Source organism: Halomonas garicola, from assembly GCF_055382465.1.
Genome location: NZ_AP043931.1, coordinates 779,284 through 795,002 on the forward strand (window position 1 = coordinate 779,284; position 15,719 = coordinate 795,002).

General features: G+C 63.5%; 13 protein-coding genes. 8 read left to right on the forward strand and 5 right to left on the reverse strand.

Going from position 1 to position 15,719, the window contains the following annotated elements; all coding sequences use genetic code 11:
- Positions 1-51: 51 nt before the first annotated feature.
- A complete protein-coding gene (gene dnaG / locus ACZ46Y_RS04050) occupies positions 52-1,884 on the forward strand; it encodes a DNA primase (RefSeq protein ID WP_311955540.1) in 1,833 nt (610 codons plus the stop codon).
- 266 nt (positions 1,885-2,150) lie between these two features.
- Positions 2,151-3,974: an RNA polymerase sigma factor RpoD gene (rpoD, locus tag ACZ46Y_RS04055; protein ID WP_311955542.1), complete on the forward strand. Its 1,824-nt coding sequence runs from the start codon at positions 2,151-2,153 to the stop codon at positions 3,972-3,974.
- Between the two features lie 108 nt (positions 3,975-4,082).
- On the opposite strand, the gene ACZ46Y_RS04060 is transcribed toward rpoD, so the two are convergent.
- Complete coding sequence (locus ACZ46Y_RS04060) at positions 4,083-4,745, reverse strand: hypothetical protein (protein WP_311955544.1); 663 nt, start codon at positions 4,743-4,745, stop codon at positions 4,083-4,085.
- A gap of 401 nt (positions 4,746-5,146) precedes the next feature.
- Between ACZ46Y_RS04060 and ACZ46Y_RS04065 the strand changes: the two genes are divergently transcribed.
- From ACZ46Y_RS04065 to mtgA, 3 genes are all read left to right on the forward strand, one after another.
- Positions 5,147-6,256 carry an S-(hydroxymethyl)glutathione dehydrogenase/class III alcohol dehydrogenase gene (locus tag ACZ46Y_RS04065; RefSeq protein ID WP_311955546.1) on the forward strand — a complete coding sequence of 370 codons (1,110 nt, stop codon included), beginning with the start codon at positions 5,147-5,149 and terminating at the stop codon, positions 6,254-6,256.
- Positions 6,257-6,364: 108 nt separating this feature from the next.
- On the forward strand, positions 6,365-7,216 hold the full coding sequence (gene fghA / locus ACZ46Y_RS04070; RefSeq protein ID WP_311955547.1) for an S-formylglutathione hydrolase: 852 nt from the start codon (positions 6,365-6,367) through the stop codon (positions 7,214-7,216).
- A gap of 133 nt (positions 7,217-7,349) precedes the next feature.
- Positions 7,350-8,039, forward strand: coding sequence for a monofunctional biosynthetic peptidoglycan transglycosylase (gene mtgA, locus ACZ46Y_RS04075; protein WP_311955548.1), 690 nt, complete (start codon positions 7,350-7,352; stop codon positions 8,037-8,039).
- Between the two features lie 70 nt (positions 8,040-8,109).
- Here the strand turns inward: mtgA and ACZ46Y_RS04080 are convergent, their stop codons facing one another.
- On the reverse strand, positions 8,110-9,036 hold the full coding sequence (locus ACZ46Y_RS04080; RefSeq protein ID WP_311955550.1) for a DMT family transporter: 927 nt from the start codon (positions 9,034-9,036) through the stop codon (positions 8,110-8,112).
- Positions 9,037-9,230: 194 nt separating this feature from the next.
- Between ACZ46Y_RS04080 and ACZ46Y_RS04085 the strand changes: the two genes are divergently transcribed.
- The 3 genes from ACZ46Y_RS04085 to ACZ46Y_RS04095 all read left to right on the forward strand — a co-directional run bounded on the left by ACZ46Y_RS04085 (position 9,231) and on the right by ACZ46Y_RS04095 (position 12,441).
- Complete coding sequence (locus ACZ46Y_RS04085) at positions 9,231-9,620, forward strand: DUF4168 domain-containing protein (RefSeq protein WP_311955551.1); 390 nt, start codon at positions 9,231-9,233, stop codon at positions 9,618-9,620.
- 185 nt (positions 9,621-9,805) lie between these two features.
- Positions 9,806-11,716: a DUF294 nucleotidyltransferase-like domain-containing protein gene (locus ACZ46Y_RS04090; protein WP_311955553.1), complete on the forward strand. Its 1,911-nt coding sequence runs from the start codon at positions 9,806-9,808 to the stop codon at positions 11,714-11,716.
- Positions 11,716-12,441: a 3'-5' exonuclease gene (locus ACZ46Y_RS04095; protein ID WP_311955554.1), complete on the forward strand. Its 726-nt coding sequence runs from the start codon at positions 11,716-11,718 to the stop codon at positions 12,439-12,441. The genes ACZ46Y_RS04090 and ACZ46Y_RS04095 overlap by 1 nt, the downstream gene beginning before the upstream one ends.
- Before the next feature lie 85 nt (positions 12,442-12,526).
- On the opposite strand, the gene ACZ46Y_RS04100 is transcribed toward ACZ46Y_RS04095, so the two are convergent.
- From ACZ46Y_RS04100 to ACZ46Y_RS04110, 3 genes are all read right to left on the reverse strand, one after another.
- On the reverse strand, positions 12,527-14,167 hold the full coding sequence (locus tag ACZ46Y_RS04100) for a BCCT family transporter (protein ID WP_311955555.1): 1,641 nt from the start codon (positions 14,165-14,167) through the stop codon (positions 12,527-12,529).
- 137 nt (positions 14,168-14,304) lie between these two features.
- Entirely contained in the window at positions 14,305-14,730 is a 426-nt protein-coding gene (locus tag ACZ46Y_RS04105) for a universal stress protein (protein ID WP_311955557.1), read from the reverse strand.
- 84 nt (positions 14,731-14,814) lie between these two features.
- Positions 14,815-15,684 carry a glycine betaine ABC transporter substrate-binding protein gene (locus ACZ46Y_RS04110; protein WP_311955559.1) on the reverse strand — a complete coding sequence of 290 codons (870 nt, stop codon included), beginning with the start codon at positions 15,682-15,684 and terminating at the stop codon, positions 14,815-14,817.
- Positions 15,685-15,719 lie beyond the last annotated feature (35 nt).

Sequence of the window (15,719 nt, forward strand, 5' to 3'; positions counted from 1 at the left end):
GCATCCCTGGCCCGGCACTTGCGGGCCGCGACGGTCGGAGGCAGACAGTCCATGGCTGGCCGTATTCCACAGCATTTTATCGATGACCTGCTCGCCCGGGTGGACGTCGTGGAAGTCGTCGGTGCCCGGGTGCAGCTGAAGAAGGCCGGTCGCAACCATGCGGGGCTCTGCCCCTTCCACCAGGAAAAATCGCCGTCCTTTACCGTTAGCGCCGACAAGCAGTTTTACCACTGCTTCGGCTGCGGCGCCCACGGAAATGCCCTACGCTTTTTGATGGAATACGAACGGCTGGGCTTTCCCGACGCGGTGGAGCAGCTGGCCGCGAGCCTGGGGCTTGAGGTCGAGCGCGAAGGCGCCGACGACCCCCACGCCCAGCAGCGCGAAAAAAAGCGCAAGCAGGGCGTCAATCTGCTCGAGCTTGCCGCAAGTTTCTACCGCGAGCGGCGGGTGATGCCCGAAGGCCAGGCGGCGCGCCGCTACCTGGAGGAGCGGGGCCTGTCGGCGGAGGTGATCGACACCTACGGCATTGGCTACGCCCCGGACAGCTGGGAGGCGCTCAAGCGCCACCTCGACGAGCGCGGCGTCAGCGAAGCGGTGCAGATCGAGTACGGGCTGCTGATCCACCGCGAAGACAGCGGGCGCACCTACGATCGTTTCCGCGACCGGGTGATGTTCCCCATTCGCGACGGGCGCGGGCGTACCGTTGCCTTTGGCGGCCGGGTGATGGGCGACGCCAAACCCAAATATCTGAACTCGCCGGAAACCCCGGTGTTTCACAAGGGGCGCGAGCTTTACGGCCTTTACGAAGCGCGCCGGGCGCCCCAGCGGCCCGAGCAGCTGGTCATCGTCGAGGGCTACATGGACGTGGTGGCGCTGGCCCAGTTCGGCGTGAGAAACGCCGTGGCGACCCTGGGCACGGCCACCACCGAAGAGCACCTGAAGCGGCTCTTTCGCCTGGTCAACCGGGTGGTGTTCTGCTTTGACGGCGACCGCGCCGGGCGCCAGGCCGCCCGCCGGGCGCTGGAAACGGCGCTGCCGCAGATGCTCGACGGGCGCGAGGCGCGCTTTTTGTTCCTGCCCGAGGGCGACGACCCGGATGACATGGTGCGTCGGGAAGGCGCCCAGGCGTTTACCGACCGCGTGACCTGCGCCATGCCGCTGTCGGAGTTTCTGTTCGAGCAGGCGGCAGAGGGGCGCGATCTGCAGGCGGTGGAAGGGCGCGAACGGTTTGCCAGCGACGTGCTGGCGGCATTGAACAAAATGCCCGACGGCATGCTCCAATCCATGCTGCTTGAGGAACTGGCCGAGCGCAGCGGCCTGCGCCAGGCGCAGCTCGAAACGCTGCTGGCCCGCCAGCAGCAGGCCCGGCCAGGGCCCGCCGCCGAGCCGGTACCGCCCTCCCGGCCGCCGCAGACGGCAGGGCCGGTCGAGGAGGCGTCGGCGGAATCGCCGGCGCTCGAGGTGCTCTCGCCCGAGGGCCGGGTGCTGCAGCTGCTCCTGCACGAGCCGCGCCTGGTGGAGGCGCTGCCCGAGGCGCTCGAGTGGCTGCCGGAAAGCGCCGCGGGGCAGCTATGCCGCGAGCTGATCGCGCTCTTGCAGGCCGGGCGCTACACCAGCCCTCAGGTGGTGCTGTCGCACTTTCAGGGCAGCGCCCAGGGCCGCACGCTCGGGGCCCTGGCCCGGCGGGAGCTGTTGATTCCGCGCTCGGCGCGCAGGGCCGAGCTCGAAGGGCTGGTGCAGTATTTGCAGCGCACCCAGCGGGCGCGCTCGCCGCGGGAAGAGTACGAGGCTTTGCTGGCCCGGGAGCGGGCCGGAGAGAAGCTGGATAAAACGCAGAAGCAGCGTCTGGCAAGCCTGCTGGTGGAGCTCGCCGGGGCGCAGTGATGCAGCCGGCGAGGCGCGCAGCGGGAGCGTTGCGGGCACCCGAATACCGGGTCCGGGGTTGAATTTGCCGCTCTTTGCTACCACATAGTTGACCAATTGCCAGATGCTGGCTAAACCAAACAAGCTAACACACCTGAATAGCGGCGCAAACAAACCGTGCTGGAAGGCGCCCGCGGCCGACGCTATACTGTTCGGCTTTCCGGGCGCTTCTGGCACGTCACTTGCGCGTCAGGTGCTTCATTCTTCTTCGTCGAGATAGGGTTTCTATGGCTGGAAATGCGCAGCAGCAGTCGCGTCTGAAGGAGTTGATCGCGAAAGGTAAGGAGCAGGGCTACCTTACCTATGCCGAGGTCAACGATCATCTACCCGAGGATATCGCCGATCCCGATCAGGTGGAAGACATCATCGGCATGATCAACGACATGGGGATCAGCGTCGTCGAAGTCGCTCCTGACGAAGACACCCTGATGATGTCGGATCAGTCCACCGACGAGTCCGCGGCCGAGGAAGCGGTTGCCGCCCTTGCCGCCGTGGAAAGCGACGTCGGCCGCACCACCGACCCGGTGCGCATGTACATGCGCGAGATGGGTACGGTGGAGCTTCTGACCCGGGAAGGCGAGATCGAGATCGCCAAGCGCATCGAGGAAGGCACCCGCGCGGTGATGTCGGCGCTGGCTTACCTGCCCGGTGCGGTAAACTCGATTCTCGACGCCTACGACGCCACCCAGGACGAAGAGGCGCCGGGCCGGCTGTCGGACCTGTTTTCCGGCTTCATCGACCCCGACGGCGGCATTCCCAACGTCGCCGAGCCCGAGGAAATCGAGCCCGAGCCCAGCGACGATCCCGACGAGGAAGAAGAGACCACCGCCAACGAAGGCGGACCGAACCCGGAAGAAGCCCGGGCGCGCTTCGAGCAGATCCGCGAGAAAAACGCAGCCGTCGAGGCCGCGTTTGAAAAGTACGGCCGCGGCAGCGAAGAGCTCAAGGCGCGTCAGGCACGCCTGGCCGAGCTGTTTTCGCCGATCAAGCTGGTGCCCAAGCACTTCGAGCGCCTGGTGGGGCAGGTGCGCATCAGCGTGGAGCAGGTGCGCGCCCAGGAAAAGGGCATCATGCAGCTGTGCGTGAAAAAGGCCAAGGTGCCGCGCAAGACGTTCATCAAGGCGTTTCCCGGCAACGAGTCGCGCAAGGACTGGCTGGACGACTTTCAGGAAGCCTCGCCGCGCTACGCCGACCGCCTCGAACCGCTGCGCGCCGATATCCGTCGCTACCAGCGCAAGATCGCTTTCGAAGAGAACATGGTGCGGCTCAACGTCGGCGAGCTGAAGGAAGTCAACCGCAAGCTTTCCATCGGCGAGGCCAAGGCGCGCCGGGCGAAGAAGGAAATGGTCGAGGCCAACCTGCGCCTGGTGATCTCGATTGCCAAGAAGTACACCAACCGCGGCCTGCAGTTTCTGGACCTGATCCAGGAGGGCAATATCGGCCTGATGAAGGCGGTGGACAAGTTCGAATACCGTCGCGGCTACAAGTTCTCGACCTACGCCACCTGGTGGATCCGCCAGGCGATCACCCGCTCGATTGCCGACCAGGCGCGCACCATCCGCATTCCGGTGCACATGATCGAAACGATCAACAAGCTCAACCGGGTATCGCGCCAGATGCTGCAGGAAATGGGCCGCGAGCCGACGCCGGAAGAGCTGGGCGAGCGCCTGGAAATGACCGAGGACAAGGTGCGCAAGGTGCTCAAGATCGCCAAGGAGCCGATCTCCATGGAAACGCCCATCGGCGACGACGACGACTCGCACCTGGGCGACTTCATCGAGGACAGCACCATGATGCTGCCCATCGATCTGGCCACCGGCGAGGGCCTGGTCGAGTCCACGCGCAACGTGCTCGGCGGGCTCACCGCGAGGGAGGCCAAGGTGCTGCGCATGCGCTTCGGTATCGACATGAACACCGATCACACCCTGGAAGAGGTCGGCAAGCAGTTCGACGTCACCCGGGAGCGTATCCGCCAGATCGAGGCCAAGGCGCTGCGCAAGCTGCGCCATCCGAGCCGCTCGGAGCCGCTGCGCTCCTTCCTCGACGAGTAGCGTGCGTCCGCTGCCCGTTTCGCCCTGGAAACGGGGCGCATGAAAAAAGCCCGCCGGTGAGTCACACGGCGGGCTTTTTACGGCGTCTGCTGCGTGGCCGGGGCCGCGTCAGCTGTCCGGAGCGGTCTGCTGACGGGCGTGGTAAATGCGCCGTGCCAGCAGTAAAAGCTCGATCATGGCAAACAGGATCAGGCTGTAGCCCAGCAGCTCCACGACTTCTTCCGCCATGCTTTTGATGTCGCCCAGATAATGGTCTTCCATGATGGCCTGCCAGAAGATCTTGCGCCCGTACAGCCGGGAAAAGGCGTAAGTGGTGAAAAGACCGGCGGTAAACAGCCCCAGCGAAAAGCTGTTGCTGTATTCATAAAGCTCGTCAAGAAAGCGCCGCCAGTGAATCCCGACCCACACCACAATGGGGAGGATGACGATCGTGACGAGTATCTTCCAGACGTGCCTGCCGGCGTAGTGGTCGAGCAGCGCATCCTGCTCGCGAATCAGCGACGAGCCGATAAACGCCAGCAGCAATAGCGTGACCATGGGCCATACCTGAAGCCGCTGGCGCACATAGAGCAGGAGGCCGCAGGAGAGCGCCAAAAAGACCGTCTGGTTGAGCTCAATGAAGCCCAGCTCGGAAAACTGCAGCGTTTTGGGCAGATACAGAGCCTCCATATAGGCCCCCTGGGCAATGGCGCCGGTGACAAGGAGATACAGCGTGGCGCGCAGAAAGAGCGCGCTGGTATGAATGGGCCACGAAGATTTGGGATAGTGCATCATACGTCCTGAAATGCGCACCGGCGTATGCCGGCAAGCTCTGGTCGGTGGTTAAACATGCAAAGATGTATGTGAGTATATCGCGTTGTGCCCCGGCGCGCATCCAGCCATGCCGGCAAATTTGCAGATTATACAGGTGTGAAGTGATAGGTATGAAATGATAGGTATGAAGGAATAGGTATAAAGAGAAGCGCCTGCCGGCTATCTTGACAGTTAGCCTGAAAGTCGGCGGGGACAACTCGGTGCTCTGCCGCGAGCGCAATGCCATTGCCTCGGTCAAAGCGAGCAACGCCGCGCGGCATGGCTGCAAAGATGGCAAGATGCTGTAATATATAGAAGATATCAGGTGCCAATGCCCGACCTCGGAGGTCGTGGCGGTACCCTCGACAAGGAGACAGATAATGAAATCACGTGCTGCCGTGGCGCTGGAAGCCGGCAAGCCGCTGGAGCTTGCCGAGATTGATGTGGAAGGGCCGAAGGAAGGCGAGGTGCTGGTGCGGCTGGTGGCTACCAGCGTGTGCCACACTGACGCTTACACGCTGTCCGGCGCCGACCCGGAAGGCAACTTCCCGGCGGTGCTGGGCCACGAAGGCGCGGGCGTTGTCGAAGACGTTGGCCCCGGGGTCAGCAGCGTCAAGCCCGGCGACCACGTCATTCCGCTGTATACCGCCGAGTGCGGTAAGTGCAAGTTCTGCCTGTCGGGCAAGACCAACCTGTGCGGCGCGGTGCGCGCTACCCAGGGCAAGGGCGTGATGCCCGACGGCACCTCGCGCTTCTCGCTGGACGGCAAGAAGCTTCACCACTACATGGGCTGCTCCACCTTCAGCGAATATACCGTGCTGCCCGAAGTGTCGCTCGCGGTGGTGTCCAGGGAAGCGCCGATGGACAAGATCTGCCTGCTGGGCTGCGGCGTGACCACCGGCATCGGCGCGGTGATGAACACGGCCAAGGTCGAGCCCGGTGCGACGGTAGCGGTGTTCGGCCTCGGCGCCATCGGCCTGGCGGTGATTCAGGGCGCGCTGATGGCCAAGGCCAGCCGTATCATCGCCATCGACGTCAACCCGGAGAAGTTCAAGCTGGCCGAGCAGTTCGGCGCCACCGACTTCGTCAATCCCAAGGACTACAACGACTCGATCCAGGAAGTCATTGTCGATCTGACCGACGGCGGCGTGGACTACTCCTTTGAATGCATCGGCAACGTCAACGTCATGCGCTCGGCGCTTGAGTGCTGCCACAAGGGCTGGGGCGAGTCGATCATCATCGGCGTCGCCGGCGCCGGCGAAGAAGTTGCCACGCGGCCGTTCCAGCTGGTGACCGGCCGTGTCTGGAAAGGCTCGGCGTTTGGCGGCGTCAAGGGGCGCACCGAGCTTCCCGGCTATGTCGACCAGTACATGAAGGGCGAAATCAACATCGACGATTTCGTTACCCACAACATGCCGTTTGCGAAAATCAACGAAGCCTTTGACCTGCTGCACGCCGGTGAAAGTATTCGCACCGTGCTGCACTATTGAGCGTGACGGCTAACGTCACCCGCGCTTGGCAACAAGCGTCAGTTCCATTCGCGCGGCCGCGTGCCGCGCTTTGCGCATCGCTGCGCCAGGTATCAACAGGAGCCTGCCATGAGCATGAGTGAAACCTTGGAGTTAGTGTCGGAAAATCGTAGTTTTGGCGGCTGGCACAAGCGCTATCGCCACTACTCGAGGGCGCTTGATTGCGACATGATCTTCGCCGTCTATCTGCCGCCCCAGGCCGAGGACGAGCGGGTGCCGCTTTTGTGGTGGCTGTCGGGGCTGACCTGCAACGACCAGAACTTCATGGAGAAAGCCGGAGCCCACCGCATGGCGGCGGAGCTGGGTGTGGCCATTGTCTGCCCGGACACCAGCCCGCGGGGCACCAACGTTCCCGGCGAGCACGACAGCTTTGACCTGGGGTCGGGCGCGGGCTTTTACATCAACGCCACCCAGGCGCCGTGGAAAGCCCACTACCATATGTATGACTACCTGGTAGAAGAGCTGCCCTCGGTAGTCCGCCTGCAGTTCCCGGTGAACGGGCGCGAGTCCATCAGCGGCCATTCCATGGGCGGTCACGGTGCCCTGATGCTGGCGCTGCGCCACCCTGGCCGCTTCTGCTCGGTCTCGGCGTTTGCCCCGATGGTCAACCCGATGGAGTGCCCCTGGGGACAAAAGGCCTTTACCCACCTCCTGGGCGAGGACGTATCCAGCTGGCGCCAGTACGACGCCTGCGAGCTGGTGGCCAACGGCGCTTCGCGCCAGCGGCTGTTCATCGATCAGGGCGAGGCCGACCAGTTCCTCGAAGAGCAGCTCAAGCCCGAGAATCTGGAAGCGGTGTGCGCCAAGCACGACCATCCGCTGACGCTGCGTCGCCAGCCGGGCTACGATCACAGCTACTTCTTCATTGCCTCGTTCATTGAAGACCACCTGCGCTACCACGCCGAGCACCTGTATAAATAAACCCAGCCGGCCGGCTACCCGCTCCCGGCGTCAGAAGGGAGCCGGTAAGCCTCGTTCATCCACCGCCCGGCAGGGGGCCACCCCCCGCCGGCAGGAGCGCCTGCGCCTCGCCGCCGGACGGCTTTGGCAGCGGGTGGCGCGGCTGCTATGGCGCCTGGCGCTGGCCTTTGTGCTGGTCTCCGTGGCGCTGGTGCTGCTGTTTCGCGTCGTGCCGCTGCCGGGGTCGATGGTGATGGTCGAGCGCAAGGTGCAAAGCTGGGTAGCGCGCGAGCCGCTCTCGATCGACTACCGCTGGCGCGGCCGTAGCGCGCTGAGCGACACGGCGCGGATCGCCGTCATTGCGGCCGAAGACCAGCGGTTTCCTCGGCACAGCGGCTTTGACTTCGTGGAGATCCGCCGGGCGCTGGATACCAGCGGCAACGGCGGGCGGCTGCGCGGTGCCAGCACGCTCAGCCAGCAGACCGCCAAGAACGTGTTTCTGTGGAGCGGGCGCAGCTGGCTGCGAAAGGGCTTCGAGGCCTGGTTTACCCTGCTGATCGAGCTTTTCTGGGGCAAGCAGCGCATTCTCGACGTCTATCTCAACGTCGCCGAGTGGGATCGCGGCGTGTTCGGGCTGGAAGCCGCCGCGCAGCACTACTTCGGCGTGCCGGCAAACGAGCTTGACGGCCGCCAGGCAAGCCTGCTGGCGGCCATTCTGCCAAGCCCGCTGACGCGCAGCGCCGCCCGGCCCTCGGCAAGCGTGGAGCAGCGCAGCCGCTGGATTCGCCGGCAGATGGGGAATCTCGGCGGCACCGGCTATCTTGAGCACCTGACCCAGCCGTAACCCTTCGTTTTCGTTCGTATCAGCCTGTGCCTTGCCCCTGGCCGTGGACCCAACGGTCGGCTGCCGGGGGTTAGGTGTGTTTGCTGGCGGCAGGCGCGGTACGGGCTACCAGAACCACGCCGCCAATGGCGATGGCCATGCCCACAAGGCCCGGCCAGGGCAGGCGCTCGTCAAACAGCCACCAGGCTTCCAGCGCGGTAACCGGCGGCACCAGATAAAACAGGCTCGCCACCCGCGACGCTGCGCCTTTTTTTATCAGCGCCAGCAGCAGCAGGATCGCGGCGATGGATAAAATCAGAACCAGCCAGCCAAGGGTGAGGATAAAGGTGGGCGTCCAGATGACCTGGCGCGTCTCGAACAGCCCCGCTCCCAGGGTGAACAGGGCACCCGCGGCCAGGTATTGAATGACCGCGCCGGAGAGCAGCGGCATGTGCGTGCAAAAGCGCTTCTGGTAAAGCGTGCCCAGGGAGATGCCCAGCAGGGCGACGGTGACGCTTGCCAGCGCTTTGATGCCGAAGCCTTGAAACAGCGAGTCGCTGAAGTCGAGCTTGCTGCCCAGCACCAGGCTGATACCGACCAGCCCCAGAGCGAGCCCCAGCCACTGAAGCCGGCCCAGCCGTTCGCCCAGCAGCGGCCCGGCAAAGGCCGCCGTCAGCAGCGGCTGCAAGCCCACCAGCAGGGCCGTGAGCCCGGCGGGCATGCCAAGCTCGATGCTGTAAAACACCCCGCCCAGGTAGGCGCCGTGGACCAGCAGCCCCGAGACGGCAATGTGCCCCCAAAGCCTCGCGCCCGACGGCCAGGGCATGCGCCTGACCAGCACCAGCGGCGCCAGGACGAGGAGCGTAAAGGCGCAGCGCAGCCACAGAAAGGTGAGTGGTTCCGCGTAGGGCAGGCCGAACTTGGCGCCGATGAAGCCCGTGCTCCACAGCAGCACGAACAGCCCCGGCATGGCCGCCAGGCCAAGCGCGCCGGGCTGGCGCAGGGATGGATGGATCATGTCGCTTGTTGCTCCAGGGCCAATTGTTTCAGGAAGATCATTCCAAAAAGAGTGGGGCCGGAGGCCGGCTACTGCCGCCGTCCGGCACGTTGATAAACGGCTTTATTACATTTTGAAACATGAAAGAGGGAACCTGTACGATAAAGCGCCGTCACAGGGACACATTCAACATGCATCACATGAGGTTTTATTTCATGCCACGTTTTACTGCCTTGTTCTCCGCAGCCCTATTCGCCACCGGTCTGATGGCGGGCACCGCCCAGGCGCAGCAATCCGCGGACACTGCCCAGAGCCAGGCGCCCAGCGCCGAAGCGCAGGCGCAGGACTTCAGCGATCAGCAGCTGCAGCAGTTCGCCGATGCATCTCAGGAAATCGCCGTTGTCTCCCAGGAGTATACCGAGCGTCTGCAGTCGGCTGATGACGAAGAATCACAGCAGGAAGTTCGTGCTGAAGCCAACGAGAAAATGATCCAGATCGTCGAGAACAGCGGCCTGGACGTCGACACCTTCAACGCCATTGGTCAGGCGATCCAGCAGGATCCCGAAATGATGCAGCGCGTCCAGGAGATGGCCGGGCAGTCCTGAGGCATTCCCCGCTTCGGCGCCTCCGCGCCGGCAGCCTCGCTTGTAAGCTTTGCCTTTGGCAGGGCATGAACAATCCCGGCGTGTTGCGCCGGGATTTTTTGTGGGCGCCCGCTGCGCGCTTTACCGGGGGCGAAAGGCGTTCCAGAATAAGCCCACGCCGCTACCGATAACGCTCAGGAGGCAGTATGGACGCCGAGCTGATGGAAATTCGCCAGCACATGAGCCAGTTCCCGCCCTTCGATGCGCTGAGCGAGGCGCTGCTGGACGAGCTGGCAGGTCACATCGAGGTGCGCTACTTCAAGACGGGTAGCGATATACTGCTGCTCAATGCCCACGTCGACGAATTTTGCTATATACGCAGCGGCGCGGTCGAGGTCTACCGCCGTCAGGGCGATTTGTACAACCGCCTGGGTGAAGGCGACATCTTCGGCCACTTTCACCTGCTGCGCGATCACGTGGTGCGGTTTCCGGCCAGGGCCATTGAAGACACGCTGATCTATTTTATCCCCGATGCCGTGTTTCAGCAGCTGTGCGACGCCGATGAACACTTTGCCGACTTTGTTGAGCTGGAGCGCCCGCGGCTCGAGTCCGCGGCCGAAGAGCAGCGCGAATCCAACGACATGATGGTCACCCGGATACGGCGCCTTTTGTCGCGCGCGCCGGTCATGGTCAACGTGGATACCAGCGTCCAGGACGCCGCCCGCCAGATGAGTGAAGACCAGGCCTCGGCGCTGCTGGTCACCGAGCCGTGCACCGGGGATACGCTGCGCTGCTTTCACGACGGCAGCGAAATGCGCCGGATCCGCGGCATCATGACCAACACCGACTTTCGCACCCGCATCGTCGCCCGGGGGTTATCGGCACAGACGGCAATAGGCGATGCGGCATCGCAGGTGCTGGTCAGCGTGCAGGCGGACGTCTCGATCTACGAAGCCATGCTGGTCATGCTGCGCAACAACGTGCACCACCTGCCGGTGCTTCACCGCCGGCGGCCCCTGGGCATCGTTCATTTGTCCGATATCATTCGCTACGAAACCCACAGCGGGCTCTACCTGGTCAGCAATATTTTCAGCCGCCTGAGCGTGGAAGGGCTGGCGCGGCTGGCGCCGGACGTCCGCGCGGCCTTTGTGCGCATGGTAGAGGAGGGCGCCAATTCGCAGATGGTTGGCAGCGCGCTTTCTACCGTCGGGCGCAGCTTCACTCGCCGGCTGTGCGAGCTTGCCGAGGACTCGCTGGGCCCGCCGCCGGTGCCCTATGCGTTCATGGTCAACGGCTCCATGGCGCGCAACGAGCAGGGTATCGTCACCGATCAGGATAACGCCCTGGTGCTTGATGATGCCTTTGATCCGGAAGAGCACGACGACTACTTCCGCCGGCTGGCGACCTTTGTCAGCGACGGGCTGGACACCTGCGGCTACACCTATTGCAAAGGCGATATCATGGCGACCAACGCCCGCTGGCGCCAACCGCTGGAGGTTTGGAAAGGCTATTTTCGGGGCTGGATGAGCGAGCCCACGCCCGAAACTCTGCTGCACAGCTCGATCTTTTTTGATCTGGACAGCGCCTACGGCGAAGCGGAGCTGGTCGAGGAGCTGCAGGACCTGGTGACCGAGCAGGCGCCGCGCTCGCCGCAGTTTCTCGCGGCCATGGCGCGTAACGCCCTGAACCGCACGCCGCCGCTGGGGTTTTTCCGCACCTTCGTGATGGAGCAGGACGGCAAGCACAACAACTCCATCAACCTCAAGCGTCGCGGCACCGCGCCCATGGTGGACCTGATTCGCATCCATGCCCTGGCCTGCGGCTCGAGCGCCCAGAACTCCTTCGAGCGGCTTGACGATATTCATCAGACCCGGCTTCTGGCCTCGGGCGTTAGCGACAAGCTGCGCTATGCTTTCGAGTTTTTGTGCATATCGCGTCTGCGCCACCAGGCCATCGATATTGGTAAAGGCCGGGAGCCGAACAACAACATCGAGCCGGAAAACGTCGAAAGCAGCGAGCGCCACACGCTGAAAGACGCTTTCCAGGTGCTGAGCAACGCCCAGAAGTTTCTCAAGTTCCGCTATCCCATGGTCGGCGGGCAGACGGAGCGGCGTTAATGCCGGCTATCCGGCCGCGCCAGAAAATCGTCAGGGCTGACTGGGCCGCCTACATGCGCGCCCGCGCCGATAAGGCCCGGGACGCCGCCGTGAAACGCTATTTCGCCACGCCGCTACCGTCGTGGGACACGCCGATCTCCGAGGTGCCGATGGTAGCGCTTGATATGGAAACCACCGGCCTGGACGAGCGCCGCCATGCCATTGTCAGCCTCGGCGTGGTGCCCTTTACGTTTTCGCGCATTACCCTCGCTCGGCGGCGCTATTGGGTGGTGAAGCCGTCGCGGGCGCTGGTTGCCTCGTCCATCGCCCATCATCACATCACCCACTCGGAAATTGCCCGCGCGCCGGATTTCGACGCGATCATCGACGAGCTGCTGCCGATGCTTGCCGGGCGGATCGTGGTGGTGCATTTTCGCAACATCGAGCGCCCCTTTCTGGAAGCTGCCGTGCGCGTGCGCCGGGGGGAGGGCGTCCTGTTTCCCATGATCGACACCATGTCGCTCGAGGCGCGGCTGTACCGCCAGACTCGGTGGGCCCGCTTTCGTCGCTGGCTGGGGCACCCGCCGGTGTCCATTCGGCTGAATGCCAGCCGCGCCCGCTATCACCTGCCCGCCTACCAGGGGCACCACGCGCTGGTCGACGCCCTGGCCACCGCCGAGCTTTTGCAGGCGCAGGTGGCGACCCATTATCACCCGCAGACGCCGCTGGGCGATCTGTGGTGCTGACCCGTACGCCAGACGTAAAAAAGGCAGCCCTCGGGCTGCCTTTTTTTGCTTTCTTGCATTTTACGTTTCTTGCGCTGTGCTCCGGTTATACGGTGCGCGGCTCGCTCATCAGCGCCTTGATCAGCCCGTAGCAGCCGAACAGCAGCACCACGGTAAACGGCAGGCCGGTTGAAACCGACGCCGCCTGCAGCGCGCTCAGGCCGCCACCCAGCAGCAGCGCAATGGCAATACCGCCTTCGATGATGGCCCAGAACATGCGCTGGGGCTTGGGCGCGTCGACCTTGCCGCCGGCGGTGATCGAGTCGATGACCAGCGAGCCGGAGTCCGACGAGGTCACGAAGAACACGATCACCAGCACGATACCCACGAAGGACGTAATGGCAGACAGCGGCAGCTCGCCGAGCATGGCAAACAGCTGCAGGTCCAGCTCGGCGTCCTGGACGGTGGAGATGCCCTGGGTAACGATCTGGTCAATGGCCGTGCCGCCAAAGGCCGTCATCCACAGAACGGACACCAGCATGGGGACCAGCAGTACCGCGATCAGGAACTCGCGCACGCTGCGGCCGCGGCTGACCCGGGCGATAAACATGCCGACAAAGGGCGACCAGGAAATCCACCAGGCCCAGTAGAAGGCCGTCCAGCTTTGCACAAAGGCCGAGTCTTCACGCCCGAAGGGATTGGCCAGAGCCGGCAGGTTTTTCGCGTAAGCGCCGAGGTTGCTGAAAAAGCCGGTAGCAATGGCAAGCGTCGGCCCTACGGCAATCACGAACACCAATAGCAGGAAGGCAAGCGCCATGTTGAGCTGGGACAGGCGCTGTACGCCCTTGTCCACGCCGGCCATCACCGAGCCCAGCGCCACGGCGGTAATGCCGAGGATCAGCACCACCATGGTGGTGTCGGTGTTGGGGATATCAAAGAGGTAGTTAAGCCCCGTGGAGGCCTGGGTGGCACCCAGCCCCAGCGAGGTGGCCAGCCCGAACAGCGTGGCAAACACGGCCAGCGTATCGATGATGTGGCCCGGCCAGCCCCAGATGCGCTCCCCGAGGATCGGGTAGAAAATCGAGCGCATGGTCAGCGGCAGCCCCTTGTTGAAGGCAAAGATGGCAAGCGACAGGCCGACGATGGCATACGCCCCCCAGGGGTGGAGGCCCCAGTGGTAGATGGTTGACGCCATGGCCAGCGTCGCCGATGCCTCGGCGTTGCCCTCGGCGCCGCCCAGCGGGGCTGCGTCCGAGCCGCTCATCGCCGTGCCGAAGTGGGACAGCGGCTCGCCCACGCCGTAGAACATCAGGCCGATGCCCATACCGGCGGCAAACAGCATGGCAAACCAGCCCGCGTAGCTGAAGTCGGGCGTTGCTTTGGCACCGCCGATGCGCACCTTGCCCAGCGGCGACAGCACAAGCCCCAGTGCCACCAGGACAAAAACGTTACCGCCCAGCAGAAACACCCAGCTCAGGTTGCCGGTCAAATAGTCAAACGTACCGGTGAACACCGGCGCTACCTGATCCTGCAGCGCCAGGGTGATCACCACGAACAGCAAAATCACCAGCGAGGATACGGTGAAGACCACGCTGTGAAGGTCGACGGGGACCCCGAACCGGCTGGTGGCGATGTTGTCCTGGCCGATCACGTAATCGGTATCAATCAGATTGGCTGCGCCCTCCGGCGCGGGAATGCCTTCCGAGGCGCTCTGTTCTGATGCCTCCGGCGTTTCTTTGTTGGCCATAAGCGGTTTTCCTTCAAAGTAGACAAGAAGTGAGTCGCACAGGCGCCTCATGCGAGAGCGTGATAAAACGCCCCAGGCGTGACGATGGGCTTATCGGTAATAGTGTTGCAGACCCGGTAGTCTGGAAACTGCTCCGCTCAGCCCTGGTCGTGGCGCAGCAGAAAGACCGACGCGGACGCGCGCGACGCCAGGGTGCCGCCGTGGGCCGGAAGCACGATATCCAGCGAGCGGGGCAGATGGGTGGCCATGATGACCAGATCCGCGCCGACGTCGTCAACGGCCTTGAGCAGCAGGTCGTCCAGGTTGGCGATAGGGTCGGTGGAGCGGTAGACCTTCGCCGCCACCGGACGGCCGTGAGCCGCATGGCGCTTCTGCGCAAAGGCTTCGAGCTTTTGCTGATATTCTTCCGGCGTGCGGGCTACGCTGTTGGGCGAGTTGGAAGTGATGCCCACGTAGGTGATGGTGGCATTGTAGTGGCGCGCGAGATCGGCCACCTTGGCAAGCGCCGGTTCGAGGGTTTCCACGTACTTAAGGTCGATCGGCACCATGATGTGATCAAACATACACAACTCCTTTGCCGGCTTGAGGCAGAGACAAGGCATAAAAACAGCCACGCTGGAGCGTGGCTGTAATCAAAGGGCTTGAGCTTAGTTGTCAAGCCATTCTTCGACCTTGTCCGGGTTCTCGTCGACCCACTTTTCAGCGGCTGCCGCAGGATCATCACCCTCTTCCTGCATCAGCATGACCTCGTTCATGTCGTCCGAGGACCATTCGAACGCGTCCAGAATCGCATAGGCGCCGGGCATGTCGTCTTCAAGGCCCTGGCGAGCGATGGTGTGGATCTTTTCGGCACCGCCGTAGGTTTCCTTCGGGTCGTCGAGGAACTTGAGATCCCAGCGAGCGAGCATCCAGTGCGGCGTCCAGCCGGTCACGGCAATATCGTCATCGTTGTCGATGGCGGCCTTGAGCGCGGCGGTCATGGTGGCGCCGCTGCCGCTAACCAGGTCATAGTCCAGGTCGTATTCGTCGATGGTCTTTTCGGTAAGACGCATGACGCCGGCGCCCGGATCAATGCCGGTAATCTTGCCGTTGAAACTGTCGACGTTGTCGTTCATGTCTTCGATGGAGTCGACGTCGCTGTATTCGGGCACCACCATGCCAAGCTTGGCGCCTTCAAGGTTGGGGCCAAGGTCGTCCAGTTCATCCTTGAGCTTGGCGTAGTAGTCTTCGTGGGTGGCGGGCAGCCAGCCGGCGAGGAAAGCGTCGGTATCGCCGCTGGCTACGGATTGCCACATGGCCGCGGCCGACAGCGAGGTGGCGTCAACCTCGTAGCCTTCCTGCTCCAGCACGACCTTCATGACTTCGGTGGAGGCGACGGTAGACGCCCACTCGACGTAGGACAGGTTGACCGTGCCCTTGTCCTGGGCATGGGCGGTGCCGCCGGCTGCCAGGCCTGCGCCGGCGAGCAGGGCAAGCGAAGTGACGCGAACGCGTTTTGTCAGCATTGATGTTGTCATAAGCGTTGCTCCCTTGGTGATAGACAGGCGCCGCT